This is a genomic window from Thiobacillus denitrificans ATCC 25259 (assembly GCF_000012745.1).
GTDB classification, from domain to species: domain Bacteria; phylum Pseudomonadota; class Gammaproteobacteria; order Burkholderiales; family Thiobacillaceae; genus Thiobacillus; species Thiobacillus denitrificans_B.
In genome coordinates, this window is the sequence record NC_007404.1 from 947,272 (window position 1) to 964,544 (window position 17,273).

At 67.1% G+C, this 17,273-nt stretch carries 13 protein-coding genes; 12 read left to right on the forward strand and 1 reads right to left on the reverse strand.

What is annotated here, in order from left to right; all coding sequences use genetic code 11:
- Nucleotides 1-93: 93 nt before the first annotated feature.
- The 3 genes from TBD_RS04545 (at nucleotide 94) to TBD_RS14940 (ending at nucleotide 1,651) form a co-directional block, all read left to right on the forward strand.
- Nucleotides 94-387 (forward strand): hypothetical protein, encoded by a 294-nt coding sequence (locus TBD_RS04545; protein WP_148203006.1) that lies wholly within the window; start codon nucleotides 94-96, stop codon nucleotides 385-387.
- A gap of 170 nt (nucleotides 388-557) precedes the next feature.
- Nucleotides 558-1,424: an SAM-dependent methyltransferase gene (locus TBD_RS14205; RefSeq protein ID WP_049750214.1), complete on the forward strand. Its 867-nt coding sequence runs from the start codon at nucleotides 558-560 to the stop codon at nucleotides 1,422-1,424.
- An 83-nt stretch (nucleotides 1,425-1,507) separates the two neighbouring features.
- Nucleotides 1,508-1,651: a hypothetical protein gene (locus TBD_RS14940; protein ID WP_187147203.1), complete on the forward strand. Its 144-nt coding sequence runs from the start codon at nucleotides 1,508-1,510 to the stop codon at nucleotides 1,649-1,651.
- Nucleotides 1,652-1,665: 14 nt separating this feature from the next.
- On the opposite strand, the gene pepN is transcribed toward TBD_RS14940, so the two are convergent.
- Complete coding sequence (gene pepN, locus TBD_RS04555) at nucleotides 1,666-4,443, reverse strand: aminopeptidase N (protein ID WP_011311411.1); 2,778 nt, start codon at nucleotides 4,441-4,443, stop codon at nucleotides 1,666-1,668.
- 377 nt (nucleotides 4,444-4,820) lie between these two features.
- On the opposite strand from pepN, the gene TBD_RS04560 reads away from it, so the two are divergent.
- The 9 genes from TBD_RS04560 to TBD_RS04600 all read left to right on the forward strand — a co-directional run bounded on the left by TBD_RS04560 (nucleotide 4,821) and on the right by TBD_RS04600 (nucleotide 17,266).
- Nucleotides 4,821-5,675 carry an efflux RND transporter periplasmic adaptor subunit gene (locus tag TBD_RS04560; RefSeq protein WP_011311412.1) on the forward strand — a complete coding sequence of 285 codons (855 nt, stop codon included), beginning with the start codon at nucleotides 4,821-4,823 and terminating at the stop codon, nucleotides 5,673-5,675.
- Entirely contained in the window at nucleotides 5,665-6,978 is a 1,314-nt protein-coding gene (locus TBD_RS04565) for an efflux RND transporter periplasmic adaptor subunit (RefSeq protein ID WP_011311413.1), read from the forward strand. Before TBD_RS04560 ends, TBD_RS04565 begins: the two co-directional genes overlap by 11 nt.
- Before the next feature lie 16 nt (nucleotides 6,979-6,994).
- A complete protein-coding gene (locus TBD_RS04570) occupies nucleotides 6,995-10,105 on the forward strand; it encodes an efflux RND transporter permease subunit (protein ID WP_011311414.1) in 3,111 nt (1,036 codons plus the stop codon).
- Between the two features lie 87 nt (nucleotides 10,106-10,192).
- Nucleotides 10,193-12,856, forward strand: a complete 2,664-nt coding sequence (locus TBD_RS04575; RefSeq protein ID WP_238376496.1) for an ATP-binding protein — start codon at nucleotides 10,193-10,195, stop codon at nucleotides 12,854-12,856.
- Nucleotides 12,856-14,220 carry a sigma-54-dependent transcriptional regulator gene (locus TBD_RS04580; RefSeq protein ID WP_011311416.1) on the forward strand — a complete coding sequence of 455 codons (1,365 nt, stop codon included), beginning with the start codon at nucleotides 12,856-12,858 and terminating at the stop codon, nucleotides 14,218-14,220. Before TBD_RS04575 ends, TBD_RS04580 begins: the two co-directional genes overlap by 1 nt.
- Before the next feature lie 92 nt (nucleotides 14,221-14,312).
- Nucleotides 14,313-14,822, forward strand: coding sequence for a DUF302 domain-containing protein (locus TBD_RS04585; protein ID WP_011311417.1), 510 nt, complete (start codon nucleotides 14,313-14,315; stop codon nucleotides 14,820-14,822).
- A 60-nt stretch (nucleotides 14,823-14,882) separates the two neighbouring features.
- Complete coding sequence (locus tag TBD_RS04590; RefSeq protein WP_011311418.1) at nucleotides 14,883-15,461, forward strand: superoxide dismutase family protein; 579 nt, start codon at nucleotides 14,883-14,885, stop codon at nucleotides 15,459-15,461.
- Nucleotides 15,462-15,599: 138 nt separating this feature from the next.
- Nucleotides 15,600-16,787, forward strand: a complete 1,188-nt coding sequence (locus TBD_RS04595) for a sialidase family protein (protein WP_011311419.1) — start codon at nucleotides 15,600-15,602, stop codon at nucleotides 16,785-16,787.
- On the forward strand, nucleotides 16,784-17,266 hold the full coding sequence (locus tag TBD_RS04600) for a TlpA family protein disulfide reductase (protein WP_011311420.1): 483 nt from the start codon (nucleotides 16,784-16,786) through the stop codon (nucleotides 17,264-17,266). The genes TBD_RS04595 and TBD_RS04600 overlap by 4 nt, the downstream gene beginning before the upstream one ends.
- Nucleotides 17,267-17,273 lie beyond the last annotated feature (7 nt).

The following is a 17,273-nucleotide window of genomic DNA, read 5'->3' on the forward strand; positions in this document are numbered from 1 at the left end:
AGCGGGACGACGCACTCAGTTATTCGGACGCCCTGCTTCGAGTTCGGCTTCTACCTCGATCTGGCGATGACTTCGTCGTGCTCGGGTTTGTCCATGGGCTTATTGACGTCGGCCAGCGGCACGCTCAAAGACGGAGTACCTTCCGTAGACGGGCTCGCTGCGGGCATGTGGTTGTGGCCGACCGCCTTTATCCAATTGCCCGTCGGCGTCGAGCCGGATCCTGATGCGCTAGTCAACTACGATGCTGTAGCCGGCCGGTTCGGTTATCACCTGGTTGCCGTGGAAGAGGTCGCCTCCGTGCAGGAATCTTCGATGGTGTTGCTGATTCTCGGCGGGCTCGGAGCGATGACCGCCGGCGCGCGCCGGCGCAAGGCCGGAGTGTCCTGAGCTTCGAAAAAAAAAGGGCCTCGGGCGAGGGGCGGCGTGGAAGAGCGACCACTACGGTCCTGGGCTCTCTGCGCTTATGGAGCACTCACTCAGGCAGGGGGGCGCAAGAGGCCGCCTGGCCTCCATTGTGGGAAAATTTTTTGTTCAGTGTTGACCGTAAGGAGACGACGATGAGCATGCGTTTACTGGCAAGGAAAATGCTGTTTATGCGGGGTGCCTCGTGGCAGCACCCTGTCATCCGGCTCGGACTGACCGCACTTGATCCTGTCGACGCCATCATTCGCAGCGCGACGGGGTTACGCAGTCTTCCTCGGTACTCGACCCGGGTCAGATCCAACGGTTTATCGAACCAGTTCGGTGGGGGCAAATTTGCCCGTCAGGGGAGAGTCATTCTCCACATGCTTCAACGGCACTGCGCCTTGTCTCCTAAGAGCCGGGTTCTGGAAATCGGTTGCGGATGTGGACGTACGGCAGTGCAGTTGGCGAGCTTTTTGGAAGCTGAAAAATACGTGGGCATGGATATAGAGATGGTTTCACTTGAGGCATGTCGTGATAACCCTCATTTGAAAAGGCGGGGTTTCAAATTCGATTTGATCGACATCCAGAATAATGAATACAACCCGAAGGGCCGGTTCCGCGCGGACGAATACCGTTTTTCTTACCTCGATGGAAGCATGGACTGTGTTTTTCTCATCTCGGTATTCACGCACATGCTTCCGGAAGACGTGTCCAATTATGTAACCGAGATCGGTCGCATGCTTGATCGAGGCGGGATGTGCCTATTCTCAACGTTCCTCATCGACCATGGGCGAGGTGGGCGCGGGCTCAACTTTGCCCATGACGGAAATGGCTTCAGCTACTACGACGTACGTATGCCAGAAATAGCGGTCGCATATCCACAGCGTTTTTTTGAGGATAGCTTCGGCAGGGCCGGGCTCGTGCTTCACGAGGTCAAATTGGGCAGTTGGCGAGACGATGGTCGGGGCAGCTATCCGGAATTCGGCCAGGATGTACTTGTGTTTAAGAAAGCCGCGTGACGGTACCGTTATAAGAAACTCTGGTCTCTGAACATCGACCGGCGGCTGTACGGTTTTCTGGCAGAGGCTGAAAGGAGAGTTGAATGAAAACCGCCGTCATCGATACCAATGCCGACCGGAAAGCCGCACTCAAGGCAGCGCAAAAGGCATCCACCAAGCGGCAAAGTCGGGGCGCGTCCGGCAAAAACCTCCCGCTGACCGCTTGGTCCGAGAATCCGCCCACCTGATTCTTGCACTGCGATCAACCCTTTAGCGCATTCCCCACAACTTCCGCCACGTCCTTCGCTAGATCCTCGATCTCCGCGATACGTTCCAGCGCCACGCGCGCGTGTGCCTGCCGACCGGCGTCGAACTGCCGCCAGCGATCGAAGCTGCGCGCGATGCGTGACGCGACCTGGGGGTTGATGGCCTGCAATTCGCTGATGACGTCGGCCGCCAGCGCGTAGCCGCTGCCATCAAAGGCGTGGAAGTGGCGCGGGTTGGCGCCGCAGAAGCCGCGGATCAGGGCATAGACGCGGTTGGGGTTCTTGAGGTCAAACGCCGGATGCTGCATCAGCGCGCGCACGCGCGCGGCGGTGCCTGGCAGGCGCGAGGTGGCTTGCACGGCAAACCACTTGTCGACGACCAGGGCTTCGTTTTGCCAGCGCGTGTAGAAATCGGCGAGCGTCGCTTCCCTTTCCGGCAGGTCGAGGTTGGCGAGCGTGGCCAGCGCGGCCATTTGACTGGTCATGTTGCCGTCGGTCATGTTGCCGCCCGCCGCGAGCTGGGCGGTGAGGCGCGGGACGACCGCGCTCTGCAAATACTCGACGTCGCTTTCGGCGAGGTAGCCGAGGCAGGCGTTGCGCAGGGCGCGCTGGCCGACCTGGGCGCCGTCGGGCGCATAGGCCGCAGTTGGGGTGAGGGCGGCCCAAGCGGCTTCGAAGGCGTCGCGCAGACGGGCGGCGAGGTGGCGGCGCAGGGCCACGCGCGCGGCGTGGATGGCTTCGGGGTCGATGGGCTGGCCAAGCGATACCACCGCTTCGGCGAGCACGGCTTCGGCGGGCAGGTTGAGCGCTTCGGCAGCCAGCGCCGGGTCGCCGGCGAGGCCGGCGTCGAGCACGCGGCCGCAGGCGGCGACGAAGGCGTCGGGAATCCAGTCGCTGCCGGCGCCACGCCACGAGTCGTCCTCTCCCGCATGCGGGAGAGTATGGCGCATCAACGCTGCGCGTTGCTGCGCGGCAATACCGGCGAGCAGCACCCGCGTCGCCAGCCGCTGCCCGGCTTCCCAGCGGTTGAAGGCGTCGTCATCGTGTGCCATCAGGTGCGCGAGCTCGGCGTCGGTCTGTTCGAACTCCAACTGCACCGGCGCCGAAAAATCGCGCAGCAGCGAGGCGACGGGGGCGGCGGGAATGTCCTCGAAGACGAAGGTCTGCGTGGGCTCGGTCAGCGAGAGGACGCGCGTGGTGCCGCTCGCCTCGGCCTCACCGGCGAGTTTCAGCGGCGCGTCATTACCATTTGGCAATACCAGCCCGAGCGCGACGGGGATGTGCAGCGTGCCGTCGACGATGGCCTGTCCCGATTCGGTCAGCCGCTTTTCGTAGGCGGTCGGCGCGAGGGTTTGCGTGAGCGTCAGCGTGTAGCGTCGGGTCGTGGCGTCGTAGCTGCTTGATGCGTTCAGGCGCGGCGTGCCGGCGCGCGCGTACCAGCGGCGGAACTGCGCGAGGTCGATCCCGGAAGCATCCTGCATCGCTGCGACGAAATCCTCGCAGGTGACGGCCTGGCCGTCGTGGCGCGCGAAGTACAAATCCGTGCCGCGGCGGAACGCCTCGCGCCCGAGCAGGGTGTGCATCATGCGGATGACTTCCGCGCCCTTGTTGTAGACGGTGGCGGTGTAGAAGTTGTTGATCTCGGCGTAGGAGGCCGGCCGGATCGGGTGCGCCATCGGCCCGACGTCTTCGGGGAACTGGCCGACGCGCAGTGCGCGCACTTCCTGGATGCGGGTGACCGCGCGCGAGTGCGTGTCGGCGCCGAATTCCTGGTCGCGGAACACCGTGAGGCCTTCCTTCAACGACAGCTGGAACCAGTCGCGGCAGGTGACGCGGTTGCCGGTCCAGTTGTGGAAATACTCGTGCGCCACCACGCGGTCGATGCCCTGGTAGTCGGCGTCGGTCGCGGTGTCGGGGCGGGCGAGCACGTATTTGGTATTGAAGATGTTGAGGCCCTTGTTCTCCATCGCCCCCATGTTGAAGTCGCCGACGGCGACGATCATGTACTGGTCGAGGTCGTATTCGAGGCCGAAGCGCTCTTCGTCCCAGCGCATGGCTTTTTTCAGCGCGGCCATCGCGTGGCCGCACTGGTCGAGCTTGCCCGGCTCGACGTAGACCGCGAGCCTGACCTTGCGTCCCGAGGCGGTGACGTATTCGTCCTCCAGCACGTCGAGCCTGGCGGCGACGAGCGCGAACAGGTAGCACGGCTTGGCGTAGGGGTCGTCCCAGCGCGCCCAGTGCCGCGCTGCGTCGTCGTCGCAGACCCCCGCCGCCACGGGATTGCCGTTCGACAGCAGATGCGGAAACCGCGCGCGGTCGGCTTCGACCGTGCAGCTGAATTTCGTCATCACGTCGGGCCGGTCCGGGAAGAAGGTGATGCGGCGGAAGCCTTCGGGCTCGCATTGCGTGAAATAGCCGTCCTGCGAGCGGTAGAGGCCCGAGAGCTGGGTGTTCAGATCGGGGCGGATGCGCACGACGCTTTCGAGCACGCAGCGATCGGGCAGGGGCCCCGCGATGCGCAGCAGATCGTCGCCGTACACGTAGCGCGCGGGGTCGAGCGGCGCGCCGTCGAGGCTGAGGCCGACGAGTTCCAGCGCTTCGCCGTTCAGAACCAGCGCGTCGTCGCCGCCCGCGGTGTTGCGCACGCAGTCGAGGCGCGCACGCACCTCGGCATGGTCGTCGTGGATGGCGACGTGCAGGTCGGCCGACTCGATCCGCCAGGCGGGCGGGGCGTAATCCTTCAGGTAAAGCGTGACGGGGGTTTCGGTGCGCATGAGATCTCCGGGCGGCGCGGCGGGCGCCGAGTCTGAACGCGGTTTTCGGAACAGGGCTCCGGAAAACCGCTCGTGTCGTGAGGGCAGAAGCATAAGCCGCCGCGGCGCCGTGTGCACGGGCCGGCACCTCCGGACGCGCCGTTCGCCGCGGTCGTCCCGCGTTTCATTTCGGAACGCGTGGAACAGGCCGCAAAGGCGCGTGGGGTGAAGCGGCCGCCGCGCGTTGCCGTGGACTCGGTTGTCCGCGCGGCGCCAACGGCGGGCAGGCGGGCGTCTCGTCGTTGCGAGGCGAGGGCGCGAAGCCAGGCGTGCCGACGTCTGCGGCGTCTGGTACAGCGCTTGCTTCGGACCTCCGTGTCGCTTCTCTGTCCGGAAAAATGCTCCCTCGCCTGCTTCTGCTGCTGCCCTTGTTCGTCGGCCTGCCGACCGCAGCGCATGCGCATTCCGATGCCTCGATGTTCGGCGCGCCGTCGGCGGCGGCGCAGCACGATCACGACGACCGCGCCGCGCCGCGCCATCCGGCGACGCTGAGCTTCGACCCGCGCCATCTCGTCAACGTGGTGATCAAGATCAACGCGCGCATCACGCGCCTGAACAACCTCTATGTCGGCAAGCGCGTCGCGCGCAACGAGGTGCTCGGCGAAATGGAGAGCGCCGAGCTCGAGACCGTGCAGGCGACCTATCTCGGCCTGTTCCGCAACATGGACGCCGTGCAGTCGTTCTCGATGACTGGCAACGAGAAGCTCATCGACGCGCGCATGAATCTGCGCTGGCGCGGCATGTCTGAGAACGACATCAAGCAGATGGAGCGCGCGCGCGAGCCGCTCAAACGCATCAAGATCACGGCGCCCGAATCCGGCTTCATCTACGCCGTGAACGTGGTCAACAACCAGATCCTCAACACCGGCGCCCCGGTCGGGCAGTACACGGCGACCGGCACGACCATCCTCACGCTCGCGCGGCCTGCGGCGATCCAGATCGAGACGAGCCTGCCGATCGACGTGGCGCGTGGCCTCAAGCCGGGGCAGCGGATGACGGTCCACGTCGCCGACGCGCGCCGCGGCGAGGTGGCGCTCCCGGCGGTGGTGCAGCAGATCTTCGCGTTCGCCAACCCGGTCAACCAGCGCCAGCGCGTGCGGCTCAAGCTCGCCGGCAACCCGCCTAAAGGGGTCGCGCTGCCCGCTGGTCTGCAGGCGAGCGTCAGCCTCGAGGAACCCGACCATGCGCATTGAGCGATTCCGTCTTCGCCAAGCGGCGTCGGCCTGGCGGCGGGGTGCCGCGCTGCTGAGCTTCGCCGCGGGCAGCGTGTTCGCCCCGTCCGTGCTCGCGCACAGCGACCCGCACGTGTTCGGCCAGTCGGCGCCGGCTAAAGCTGCGCCGGGTAAATCGGCCCCCGCACCCGCCGCGCCGGACAAGGCCGGTACGGCGCCGAAAGCCGGGAAGGCTGCGAACGCCGGGGCGGCGGCGAAACCCGGCACGGAACCCACGGTTCAGGCCGGGGAGGCAGTGAATCTGCCTGCCGACGCCAAGGCCACGCGGGGCCTCTTCACGCTCGCGACGGCGCGTGGCGGCGCGCAGGCGGGCGGGATCAAGACCTACGGTCTGGTCGTGCCGAACAGCCAGGCGATGGTCGACGTGAACATCGCCGTCAGCGGCCAGGTCGTCGACGTGTTCGTGCGCGTCGGCGACAGTGTGCGCAAAGGCGAGCCGATCGTCGCCATCTTCAATCCCGAATTCATCACGACGCAACGCGGCTATCTCGAATTCCTCAAGAACGAGGAGAAGCTGCAGGTGCTGCGTGAAGAGGGCCGGCTGCCGAACTATCTCAAGGACGCCAAGGAAAACCTGCGCTGGTGGGGCATGACGGACAAGGAGATCGCCGCCCTCATCGAGCACGGCAGGGTCGTCGAGCACATCCGGCTCGACGCGCCGACCGACGGTTTCATCACCGAACTGCTGGTGCAGCCGGGTTCGCTGGTCAACGCCGGCGACCGCACGATGAAGCAGTTCGTCGTCGTCGGCCGGGCCGTCGCGCGCATGGTGTCGGCCGATGCGCCGCACTGGCTCGAAGGCTACGTCTACCCCGACCAGAGGGCGCTCGTGCAGCCCGGCGTGCCGGTGCGCGTCAGCTTGCCCGACGGCCGCGAGCTCGAGCGGCGGGTGACCCAGGTCATGCCGGTCGTCGACCCGGCGACGCAGCGTGCGCGCTTTCTCGTCGACCTTGGCAAGGCGGGGGCGGCGCTGACCGTCGGCCAGACTGTCGACCTGAGCCTGCTGCTCGACAAGCCGACCGGGGTCTGGGTGCCGCGTGGCGCCGTGCTCGGGCAGGGGCTCGCCCCGGTCGTGTTCGTCCAGCGCGCGCCCGGACGGTACCTGCGGCGGACGGTGCAGGTCGTCGACGAAACCGCCACGCTGCTGCGCGTGAACGGCGTGGCCGCAGGGGAAAAGCTGGTGGTCGCCGGAAAAATGATGCTCGAAGGCCTCTATCGCATTTCGGCGCGCCCCGCCGCGGCCGCCGACCATCATCATCACTGACGCAGCGGATCGACACATGTTTGATTGGGTAATCGGATGGTCCTTGCGGAACCGCGTCACGGTGGTTCTGCTGTATCTCATTCTGGCCGGCGCGGCCATCGTCGCCGCGCGCAACATGGCCGTCGACGTCTTCCCCGAATACGCGCCGCCGCAGGTGCAGATCCAGACCGAGGTGCCCGGCTATTCGGCCGGCGACGTCGAAACGCTGGTCACGCGCCCGATCGAAGTGGTGCTGCAGGGCGCGCCCTACGTTGACCAGATCCGCTCGAATTCCTCGGTCGGCCTGTCGCGCATCACCATCGTCTTCGAGTGGGGCGTCGACATCTACCGCGCGCGGCAGATCATCCAGGAGCGCATGCAGGCGGTGCAGGGCCAGTTGCCGTCCGGCGCGCAGACGCCGCAGCTCATGCCGGTGACCTCGGCCGTGAGCTGGCTGCTCAAGTTCGCGCTCGTCGACTGGTCGGGCGCCGACCGCGAGCACGAACTGCGCACGTTGGTCGACTGGGACATCCGCAACCGGCTGCTCGCCCAGCCCGGCGTCGCCTCGGTCGTCGCCGTGGGCGGCGGGGTCAAGCAGTACCAGGTGCTGCTCGACCCGCTGCGCATGCGCAAATACGGCGTGTCGGTCGCGATGGTGGCCGACGCGCTGCGCAGCGCCAATCTGGTCGCGCCGGGCGGCTTCGTCTACCCGAGCGCGGAAGAGGAATATTTCATCCGCGCCAACGGCAAGGTCGCGAGCCTGCGCGACGTGGCCGAGACGCTGGTGGTGATGCGCGACGGGCAGCCGATCCACATCGGCGACATCGCCGAGGTGCGCTTCGGCAGCGAGATCAAGCGCGGCGAGGGCCAGATCCACGGCGGCCCGGCGGTGATCGGCACGGTGTCCAAGCTGTGGGGCGCCGACACCATGGAAACCACGCGCAACGTGGAAAAGGTGCTGGCGAGCATGGCGCAGAACCTGCCCGAGGACGTCGAGCTGATTCCCCACGTGTTCCGCCAGGCGAGCTTCATCGACGCCTCGATCGACAACCTGCGCGACGCCTTGCTGCATTCTTCGATCATCGTTGCGCTCGTGCTGCTGCTGTTCCTGTTCCGCTGGCGCCCGACCGCGATCAGCCTGATCGCGATCCCGACTTCGCTGATGGCCGGCGTGCTCGTGCTGTGGGCGTTCGACATCAGCATCAACGCGCTGACGCTCGGCGGGCTCGTGTTCGCGATCGGCGAGGTCGTCGACGACGCGATCATCGACGTCGAGAACATCCTGCGGCGCCTGCGCGAAAATGCGCGCGCGGTCGCACCGCTGCCCGCCCTCGACATCGTCTACGAAGGTTCGCGCGAAATCCGCAACTCGGTCGTTTTCGCGACGCTCATCATCCTCGTCGCGTTCACGCCGATCTTCTTCCTCCAGGGCATCGAGGGGCGCATCTTCCAGCCGATGGCGATCGCCTACCTGGCCGCCATCGCCAGTTCGCTGATCGTCGCGATCACGCTCGTGCCGGTGCTCAGCTATTACCTGATGGGTCGCGAACAGCGGGCGCGCGAATACGGGCTGGGGCCGGTTTCCGAGTTCCTGCTCGGGCGCTACGAGCGCCTGCTGCAGTGCCTGCTCGCGTGGCCCCTGACGGTTGCCGTGGCGACGCTGCTGCTCGTCGCAGCGGCCGCGATCGCCTTTGCCGGGCTCGGGCGTTCGTTCATCCCGCCTTTTCACGAGGGCAATCTCGTGATCGCGACGACGATGATGCCCGGCACCTCGCTCGAGGAAAACCTGCGCATGGGCCGTGAGGTCGAAAGGCGGGTCGGAGAGATGCCCGAGGTCGCGAGCCTCGCCCAGCGTGCGGGCCGCTCCCGGCTCGACGAGGACGCGCAGCCGGTCAACTTCAGCGAATTCGACATCGCGCTGAAGCCCGGCACGCGCAACGTGCCCGAGGTCATGCAGCGCATCCGCGAGCAGCTCGGGCAGATACCGGGCATGTCGACCAACGTCTCGCAATTCATCACCCACCGCATGTCGGAAATCCTGTCCGGCGTGCGCTCCCAGGTCGCGGTCAAGATCTACGGCCCCGACCTCGCGGTGCTGCAGCAGAAACAGCAGGCGATCCATCAGGCCGTGCAGGGCGTCGCCGGGGTCGTCGATCTGCAGATGGAGCCGATGATTCTGGTGCCGGGTGTGGATGTGCAGGTCGACCGCGCTGCGGCGGCAGCCTACGGCTTCACGCCGGGCGCCATCGTGGCCCAGGTCGAACAGGCCTTCAACGGCGTCGTCGCGTCGAAAGTGCTCGAGCAGGACCGGACCTTCGACCTCTTCCTGCGCGTCAACGAAGCCTCGCGCGCCGACGTCCGCACGCTCGGCGAGATTCCCCTGATCTCGCCCGAAGGCGTCGTCGTGCCGCTACGCGACCTCGCGCGCTTCACGGTCGTGCAGGAGCCCTACATGATCAATCGCGATAGCGGCGCGCGCCGCGCCGTCGTGCAGTGGAACACCGAAGGCCGCGACCTCGACGGCGTCGTGCGCGAGGCGCAGGCGCGCATCCGCGACACGGTCGAACTGCCGCCAGGCTATGCGATCGAGATCGGCGGCGATTTCGAGGGCCAGCAGCGCGCGACACGCAGCCTGCTGCTCTCGGGCACGGCCGCGCTGGTGCTGATCACGCTGATCATGTTCCATGCCTTCCGCAACTGGTCGCTCGTGATGCTGATCATGCTCAACCTGCCGCTTGCGCTGATCGGCGGCGTCTTTGCGCTACTGCTGGCCGGCGAGACGCTCAACGTCTCGTCCATGATCGGCATGGTCGCGCTGTTCGGCGTGGCGACGCGCAACAGCCTGCTGCTCGTGTCGCGCTACCTGCATCTGATGGAGGCCGAGCCGCAGCTCGGCGCCGCCGAGCTCGCGGTGCGCGGCGCGCGCGACCGCCTCGTTCCCATCCTGCTGACCGCCTTCACGGCCGCGCTGGCCGTGACGCCGCTGATTTTCGGCGACCCGACCGGAAAGGAAATGGAACGCCCGCTCGCGATCGTCCTGCTCGGCGGCATGCTGAGCTCGACGCTGCTGAATCTCGTGGTGATTCCCACGCTGTTCCACTGGCTGGCGGCGCGCCGGCCGGGCTGGCTTTCCCCGGGGGCGGCCTGAGTGCGATGGTCCGGAAGCGCTATGGTCCGCCGGCCGTGGCGCCGCGTAATATGAATGTACCTGCCGGTTTCGACGATGGTGAAGTTCATGTTCGCTAAATCGCCCGCTCCTTCGCTTGCCGCGCGTCTGACCGAAGCGAGGCGCGCCCTCGGGCAGCGGCCGAGCCCGGTCAGCCCTCCCGAGATCGGCGTGCTGCTGTGGCTGCTGCTGCTCGTGGCGATGCCCGTCTTCGTCTTTTCGCAGTGGTCGCTGCCCGCGCAGCAGGCGGTACACGTCGAGCCGGAAAGCCATCTGCTGATCGAAGCCTTCTGCGGCCTGACCGCGCTGACGCTCGCCGGGATGATGCTCTCCGTCTGCATCAAGCGGCGCGAGCCGAGCCTCATCCTGTTCGGCCTCGGTTTTTTCGCCATGGGCGTGTTCGATCTGCTGCATGCGTGGACTGACCCCGCGCGCGAGCAGACCGCGTTCGTCGTCTATCACACGCTTTCGACGCTGCTCGGCAGCGTCTTCATCCTGGCCGGTGTCATCGTCCGTATCGCGGCCGAGCGCAGCCACGGATTTTCCAACGCCGACCACGCGACGTTTGCAATCGGCCTGGCCCTGGCCGTCGCCGTCGCCGTGCTCTACCAGATTTGGATTCCCAACCTGTTCGCACCCCGGGTGGAGACGGTCGGCTTTTCCTCGCTCAACCACGCCGCGCATTATTTCGCCGCGCTCGCCTATGTGCTCGCGGGCATCGCGTTCTATCGCTACTTCCGCGAGCACCACCAGAAGCTGGCCTTGCTCGCGTTCAGCCTGCTGGTCGTGTTCGCGCAGAGTGCCTACCTGTTCAGCCTTTCGAGCATGTGGGACCTCGCCTGGTGGATATGGCACGGGGTCAAGCTCCTGTTCTACGTCGGCGCCATGCTGATCGTGTTCGTCGGCTTCCTTCTGGCCTTGCGCACGATCGAGAAGTCGCGCCGTTCGCTGTTCCGCGTCAACCGGCGCCTCCAGCGCTCCCAGCAGGCGATACTCGGCTTCAATCGCGAACTCGAAATCCGCAATCGCATGGCCCAGGGCGCGATGCTCACGCGCGATCTCGACCACGCCCTCGACGTGGTTTCCGACGCCATCCGCGAACTCCTCGGACTGACGAGCTGCGAGCTCATGCTGCGCATCCCGCCGGACGAGGTCGACGAATTCGACCGCCTGACGCGGCGCCTGAGCAGCCGCTGGCCGGTGCGCGCGCTGCGCGATGCCTCGCCCTGTCACGGCGACGATTGCCGGCCGCTCGCGACGCGCGACGTGTTCGAATGCGGCTACCACGACGCGTCCGGTGCGCATTCGGTATGCCTCGCGCTGACCGCCGAAGGGCAGGAGGTCGGCCGCCTGCGTCTGCTCGGGAGCCCCGCCGCCGTCGAAAAGTGCAAGCCCGATGCCTTGCGTGCGCTCGCGGTCGAGGCCGGCGCGATCGTGCACAACGCCTTGCTCTACCAGCAGCGGCAGGAGGCGAACGACTTCAGGATGGCGCTGCTGCGCGTCTCGACCATGATCACCGCGACGCTCGATCTCGACCGCGTGCTCGAAGCCGTGTGCAAGGAAAGCGCTGCGCTGTTCGAGTGCGACGGCGCGCTCGTCTGGCTGCCCGAGGCCGAGGCGAGAAGCTTTTACCTCGCGGCGAGATGGTTCGCACAGGGCGACCGGGCGGTCTCGGCCGAACTCGAAGCCTGGTGCAGCGACGGCGAACAATGCGCGACGCTGCTGCAGGGCGTGCGCGGCCAGTTCCAGCCGATAAGCGTGCTGTGGCGGGACGGCGCGCAGGCGACCCCGTTCTGCAAGCCGGCGGGTTGCCCCTGGGAGGCGCTCGCCGTGTTCCCGCTGCTCGACGGCGAGCAGCTCATGGGCGCGATGGTGCTGGCGCGCAGCGAGGCCGTGCGCTTCAGCGCGGCGACGCTCGGCAAGGGCGTGCTGCTCGCGGACCAGGTGCGCATCGCGGTCAACAATGCGCGCAGCTATACGCGGCTTGCCGAATTCAACCGTCAACTCAAGCTCGCGGAGGAAGACAAGCTACGCAGCGAACGCATGGCGGTCATGGGGCAGATGGCGGCTTCGGTCGCGCACGAGGTGCGCAATCCCCTGTCGGCGATCAACAACTGCCTCGCCGTGCTGCGCCCCGAGGCGGCGACCCAGCCGCGCAGCCAGGCGGCACTCGAAATCATCCAGGACGAAGTCGAACGGCTGACCAACCTCACGAGCAATTTCCTCTCGTTCGGCAAGCCGCGTGCGCCGGTCAGCAAACCGGTGGTGCTCGAGCAGGTCGTGAAGAAGACATGCGCCCTGCTCGAGCGGCATATCAGCGAGGAGGAGCTGCCGATCAGGTTGAGTCTCGAGATCGAGCCGGCCTCGTCGCTGCTGCTCTTCGACGCCGACGCGCTCGAGTCGGTGCTGTGGAATCTGCTGCTCAACGCCTCCCAGGCGATCCACGGCGCGGGCCGCATCGAGGTCGGGCTGCGCCGCTATTCCAGGCATTTCCTGCTCGCGGTGAGCGACACCGGCAAGGGCATCGCGCCCGAAGATCAGGCGCGGATTTTCGAGCCCTTCTATTCGCAGCGCCCGCTCGGCGCCGGGCTCGGGCTCGCCATCGTGCAACGCCAGGTGCGCGAGTGGCACGGATGCATCCGGGTGCGTAGCCGGGTGGGGGAGGGGACCCGATTCTTCCTGCGGGTGCCCGTACGGGTCGGGGAAAGCTTTTTCGGACGCGAGGTCGCCTGATGCGCATTTTGTTGGTCGACGATCAGAAAAGCCTGCGGCGCAGCCTGTCGCTAATGCTGCAGGGCGCGGGTTTCGAAACCGGCGAAGCCGAAAGCGGCGAGGAGGCGCTGTCGTGCCTGGGCGCCGAGCGTTTCGATCTGGTGATCACCGACCTGCGCATGGAGGGCATGTCGGGCGTCGACCTGCTGCGCGAAATCAAGCGGCTGAATCCGCTGCTGCCGGTGATCCTGATCACCGCCTACGGCAGCATCGACTCGGCGGTCGACGCGATGCGCCTGGGCGCCTTCGACTATCTGACCAAGCCCTTCCGCGAGCAGGACATCCTGGAAAAGATCCGCGCGAGCCAGTCGGCGCCGCCCGGTTTCGCCCTTGCGGCCGAAGCCTCGCGCGACGCCGAAGACATCGTCGCCGACACGCCGCAGATGCGGGCCACGCTGATCAAGGCCGAGCGCATCGCGCGGACCGACATCAGCGTCCTCATCACCGGTGAAACGGGCACCGGCAAGACCCGGGTCGCGCGCTTCATCCACGAGAACAGCGCGCGCCGCGAGGCGCCTTTCGTCAGCATCAACTGCGCGAGCCTGCCCGAGAACCTGCTCGAGAGCGAACTCTTCGGCCACGTGAAGGGCGCCTTCACCGGGGCCACCGAATCGCGCGCCGGCCTTTTCGAGGAGGCCGACGGCGGCACGCTGTTCCTCGACGAGGTGGACACGCTGTCGCCGGCGATGCAGGCCAAGCTGCTGTCGGTGCTGCAGGAAAAAGTCATCCGCCGCGTCGGCTCGAACAAGGGCAAGAAGGTCGACATCCGCATCATGTCGGCGAGCAACCAGGACCTCGCCCTGCTCATCGACAAGGGCCATTTCCGCTCCGACCTGTACTTCCGCCTCAACGGCATCCGCCTGCATCTGCCGCCGCTGCGCGAGCGCGGGCAGGACCTGCACAACCTGCTGCAGCGCTTTCTGGCCGTCTATGGCCGCAAGTACGGGCGCGGCCGGCTACGGCTGTCGCCGCGCGCCGAGGCCTATGTGCTGGGCTATGCGTATCCGGGAAACATCCGCCAGCTCGAAAGCTTCGTCGAGCAGATGGCGGTGTTCGCCGACGACGCCGGCTACATCGACGTCGACGCGCTGCCCGAGGACCTGTTGCAGCAGGCGCCCGCGGCGATGCCGCGGCACGAACCGGCCGAACTCGGCGAGGGCGGCGGCAGCATCGCCGACTCCCAGCGGCGGATGATCGAAGCGACGCTGCAGCGTGCGTCCAACATCGGCGAGGCGGCGCGCGTCCTCGGCATCGGCCGCACGACGCTGTGGCGCAAGATGCGCGAGTACAACCTGCATTTCCCGCCGCACGGGCGCAATCGCTGACGTTTCCGTCCCGTACCGCTCTGGTACGGGGCTTGCTTTTCAGAGCGGTGAGGGCCTTGTCCCACCGTTTTGAAACAGCAGGAGACGCAAGCATGTCCGTTACACACTCGAACTGGAAACGCGCCCTCGGCGCCTTGCTGTTCGCCTTGCACCCGGCCGCGCTGTGGGCCGATGCGCCGGCGGTCGTCGAGACCGACGTCAAGTACGAGGTCACCGTCACCGACGCCTTGTCGGCCGTGCGCGAGATGCTCGTATCGGCGCTCGAGGCACGCAACTACGCGATCATCAACGTGCTCGACGTGCAGCAAGGCCTCGCCAGCCGTGGCATCGACGCGCATCCGCTGCAACTCGTCGAGTTCTGCAACCTGACGCGCGCATACACGATCACGCGTCACGTTCCCGAGTTCGAGTTGTTCGCGCCGTGCCGCGTCGCGCTGTTCGAGAAGGATGGCAAGACCACGGTGATGGTGCACCGACCGGCCCACGTGCTGTCGCTGCTTGCAAAAGAGCCCAAGCTGTCGGACGAAGGCCGGGGAAATCTCGAGCGCTTCGACGCCGACCTCAAGGCGCTCCTGGCCGAGCTCGCGCAAGGCGGGTTCTGAACCGCGCTTTCCACTTTGAAACACGACGAAACATCCCCTCGATCCCGGCAAGGAGCCACCATGTCTTTCCGCACCCAATCCGCCACCCCCGTCGCCGCGCGCCGGGGCCGTCTCGTCGCCGCCGCGCTGCTGGGCGGCACCGCCGTGGCGTCGCTCGTCGCCCACGGTCACGGCAACATGATGACGTCGACCGCGGTGCTGGTCGCCACCTCGGGCAGCTCGGTCAGCGGGACACTCAAGTTTCATGAAGCGCAGGACCGCGTCGTGCATATCCGCGGCACGGTCGAGGGCCTGGCGCCGGGCAAGCACGGCTTCCACATCCACGTGAACGGCAACTGCGATTCGCCCGACGGCATGAGCGCGGGCGGCCACTACGCACCCGCCGGCGGCCGCCACGGCGCGCCCGACGCGAAAGAGCGGCACATGGGCGACCTCGGCAACATCGTCGCCGACGCGAGCGGCCGTGCCGAGGTCGACGTGACGGTGCAGGGCATCACGATCGCGCTGATGGGGACGGCCTCGGTCGGCGACCGCAGCATCGTGATTCACGCCGCCGAGGACGATTTCTCCGATCCGGCCGGCAACTCGGGGGCGCGCGTGGCCTGCGGCGTGATCGAGTCGGACATGATGCGGATGTAGGGAAGCGTCCCGGGGGGCATGGCAAGCGCGCCGCCCCGTCAGCGAGGCCAGGGTGCGTCAATTTGTCACATTCCGGCATCGCGCGAGCGGCACTAACCTCGTGCCTGCGCGGCACGAGACAGATCGAGTGGGGAGCGGATGGGTCATATCACTTTTGCGGGGGTGCTGCTGGCAGCGCTGGTCCATCAACCCGTCGTCGCCGCCGAACACCGGCACGAGACCATGCCGCAGCCCGCCAAACCGGCACTCGCGGTCGGCGCAACGCTCGACCCCGAGGGCCGGCTGTGGGTCGCCCGCGTCGAGAACCAGCAGCTCTGGGTCTCGCGGTCAGACGACGGCGGCCAGCATTTTTCACAACCGGTCGCAGTGTCGTCCGAGCCCGAAGCGATCGCCGCGGACGCCGAGAGCCGGCCCAAGATTGCCGTCGCACGCGACGGCACGGTCCTGCTGAGCTGGACCCAGTCGCTGCCGCAGAAGTACAGCGGCAACATCCGCTTTTCCCGCTCGACCGACGGCGGCAGGCGTTTCTCCAGGCCGATCACGGTGAACGACGACGGCCGCGTTACGAGCCATCGCTTCGACTCGCTCGCGATCGACGGCGCCGGCGGCGTCGCGCTGATGTGGCTCGACGCCCGCGACCGCGACGCGGCGCGCGAGAAGGGCGGCGACTTCGGCGGCGTGTCAGTCTACTTCGCGCGCTCGACCGATAACGGCGCGACGTTCGGCGCCAATCGCCAGCTCACGGCCCACACCTGCGAATGCTGCCGCACCGCGCTGACGTGGACCGCCGAGGGCCCGGTCGGCATGTGGCGCAACCTCTACGGCCGCAACACCCGCGATTTCGCGCTCGCCAATCTCGATCGCGGCGAGGTGTCACGCGCGACCGACGACGAATGGCAGATCGACGCCTGCCCGCACCACGGCGGCGGGCTCGCGGTCGACGCGCGCGGCACCCGGCATCTGGTCTGGTTCACCCAGGGCAAGGCGCGCCAGGGCCTCTTCTACCGGCGTGTCTCCGCCGGCCGCGCCTCGCCTCCGATGTCGCTCGGCGACCCCGCTGCGCAGGCCGGGCATGCGAGCGTGGCGGCAGCGGGCGACAGCGTGCTGATCGCCTGGCGCGAATTCGACGGCCAGGGTTACGTCGCGCGCGTCATGCACTCGACCGACGGCGGGCTGTCGTGGAGCGCGCCGCGGCGACTCGCCGAGGCGCGGGGCGCCGCCGACTATCCGCTGCCGCTGGTCGACGGCAAGCGCGTGCTCGTCGTGTGGAACAGCGCCGCCGAGGGCCTGCGCGTGCTGCCGCTCGCGCTGGAGAACACGAAATGATGCGGCGCGTGCTCGCTGGAATCGCCGCCGCACTGGCTTTCGCCGCTTCCGCTACCGCCGGCACCGTCCCGTTCACGGCCGACAGCCTGGCCAAAATCAAGGCGCAATACGCCGGCCGCCCCTTCGTTCTGAGCCTGTGGTCGTTCGAGGAATGCGCCTACTGCATCGCCGAGCTGAAGCAGTTCGGCAAGCTCGCGCAGAAGCGCAAGCGCCTGCCGCTGGTATTGGTCGCCAGCGATTCGCCGCAGCACGCACCCGCGATCGACCGCTTGCTCGCCGAGCTCGGCCTCGACGCAGCCGACAGCTGGGTGTTCGACGACGCGATGCCCGAGCGGCTGCGCCACGCCGTCGACCCGTCGTGGTACGGCGAAGTGCCGCGCACCTATCTGTACGACGCGCGGCACCAGCGCGAAACCGTCGTCGGCGTGCTGAGCGAAGCGCGCCTGCGCGCCTGGCTCGAACGGAACGTGCCCGAGTGATTCGAAG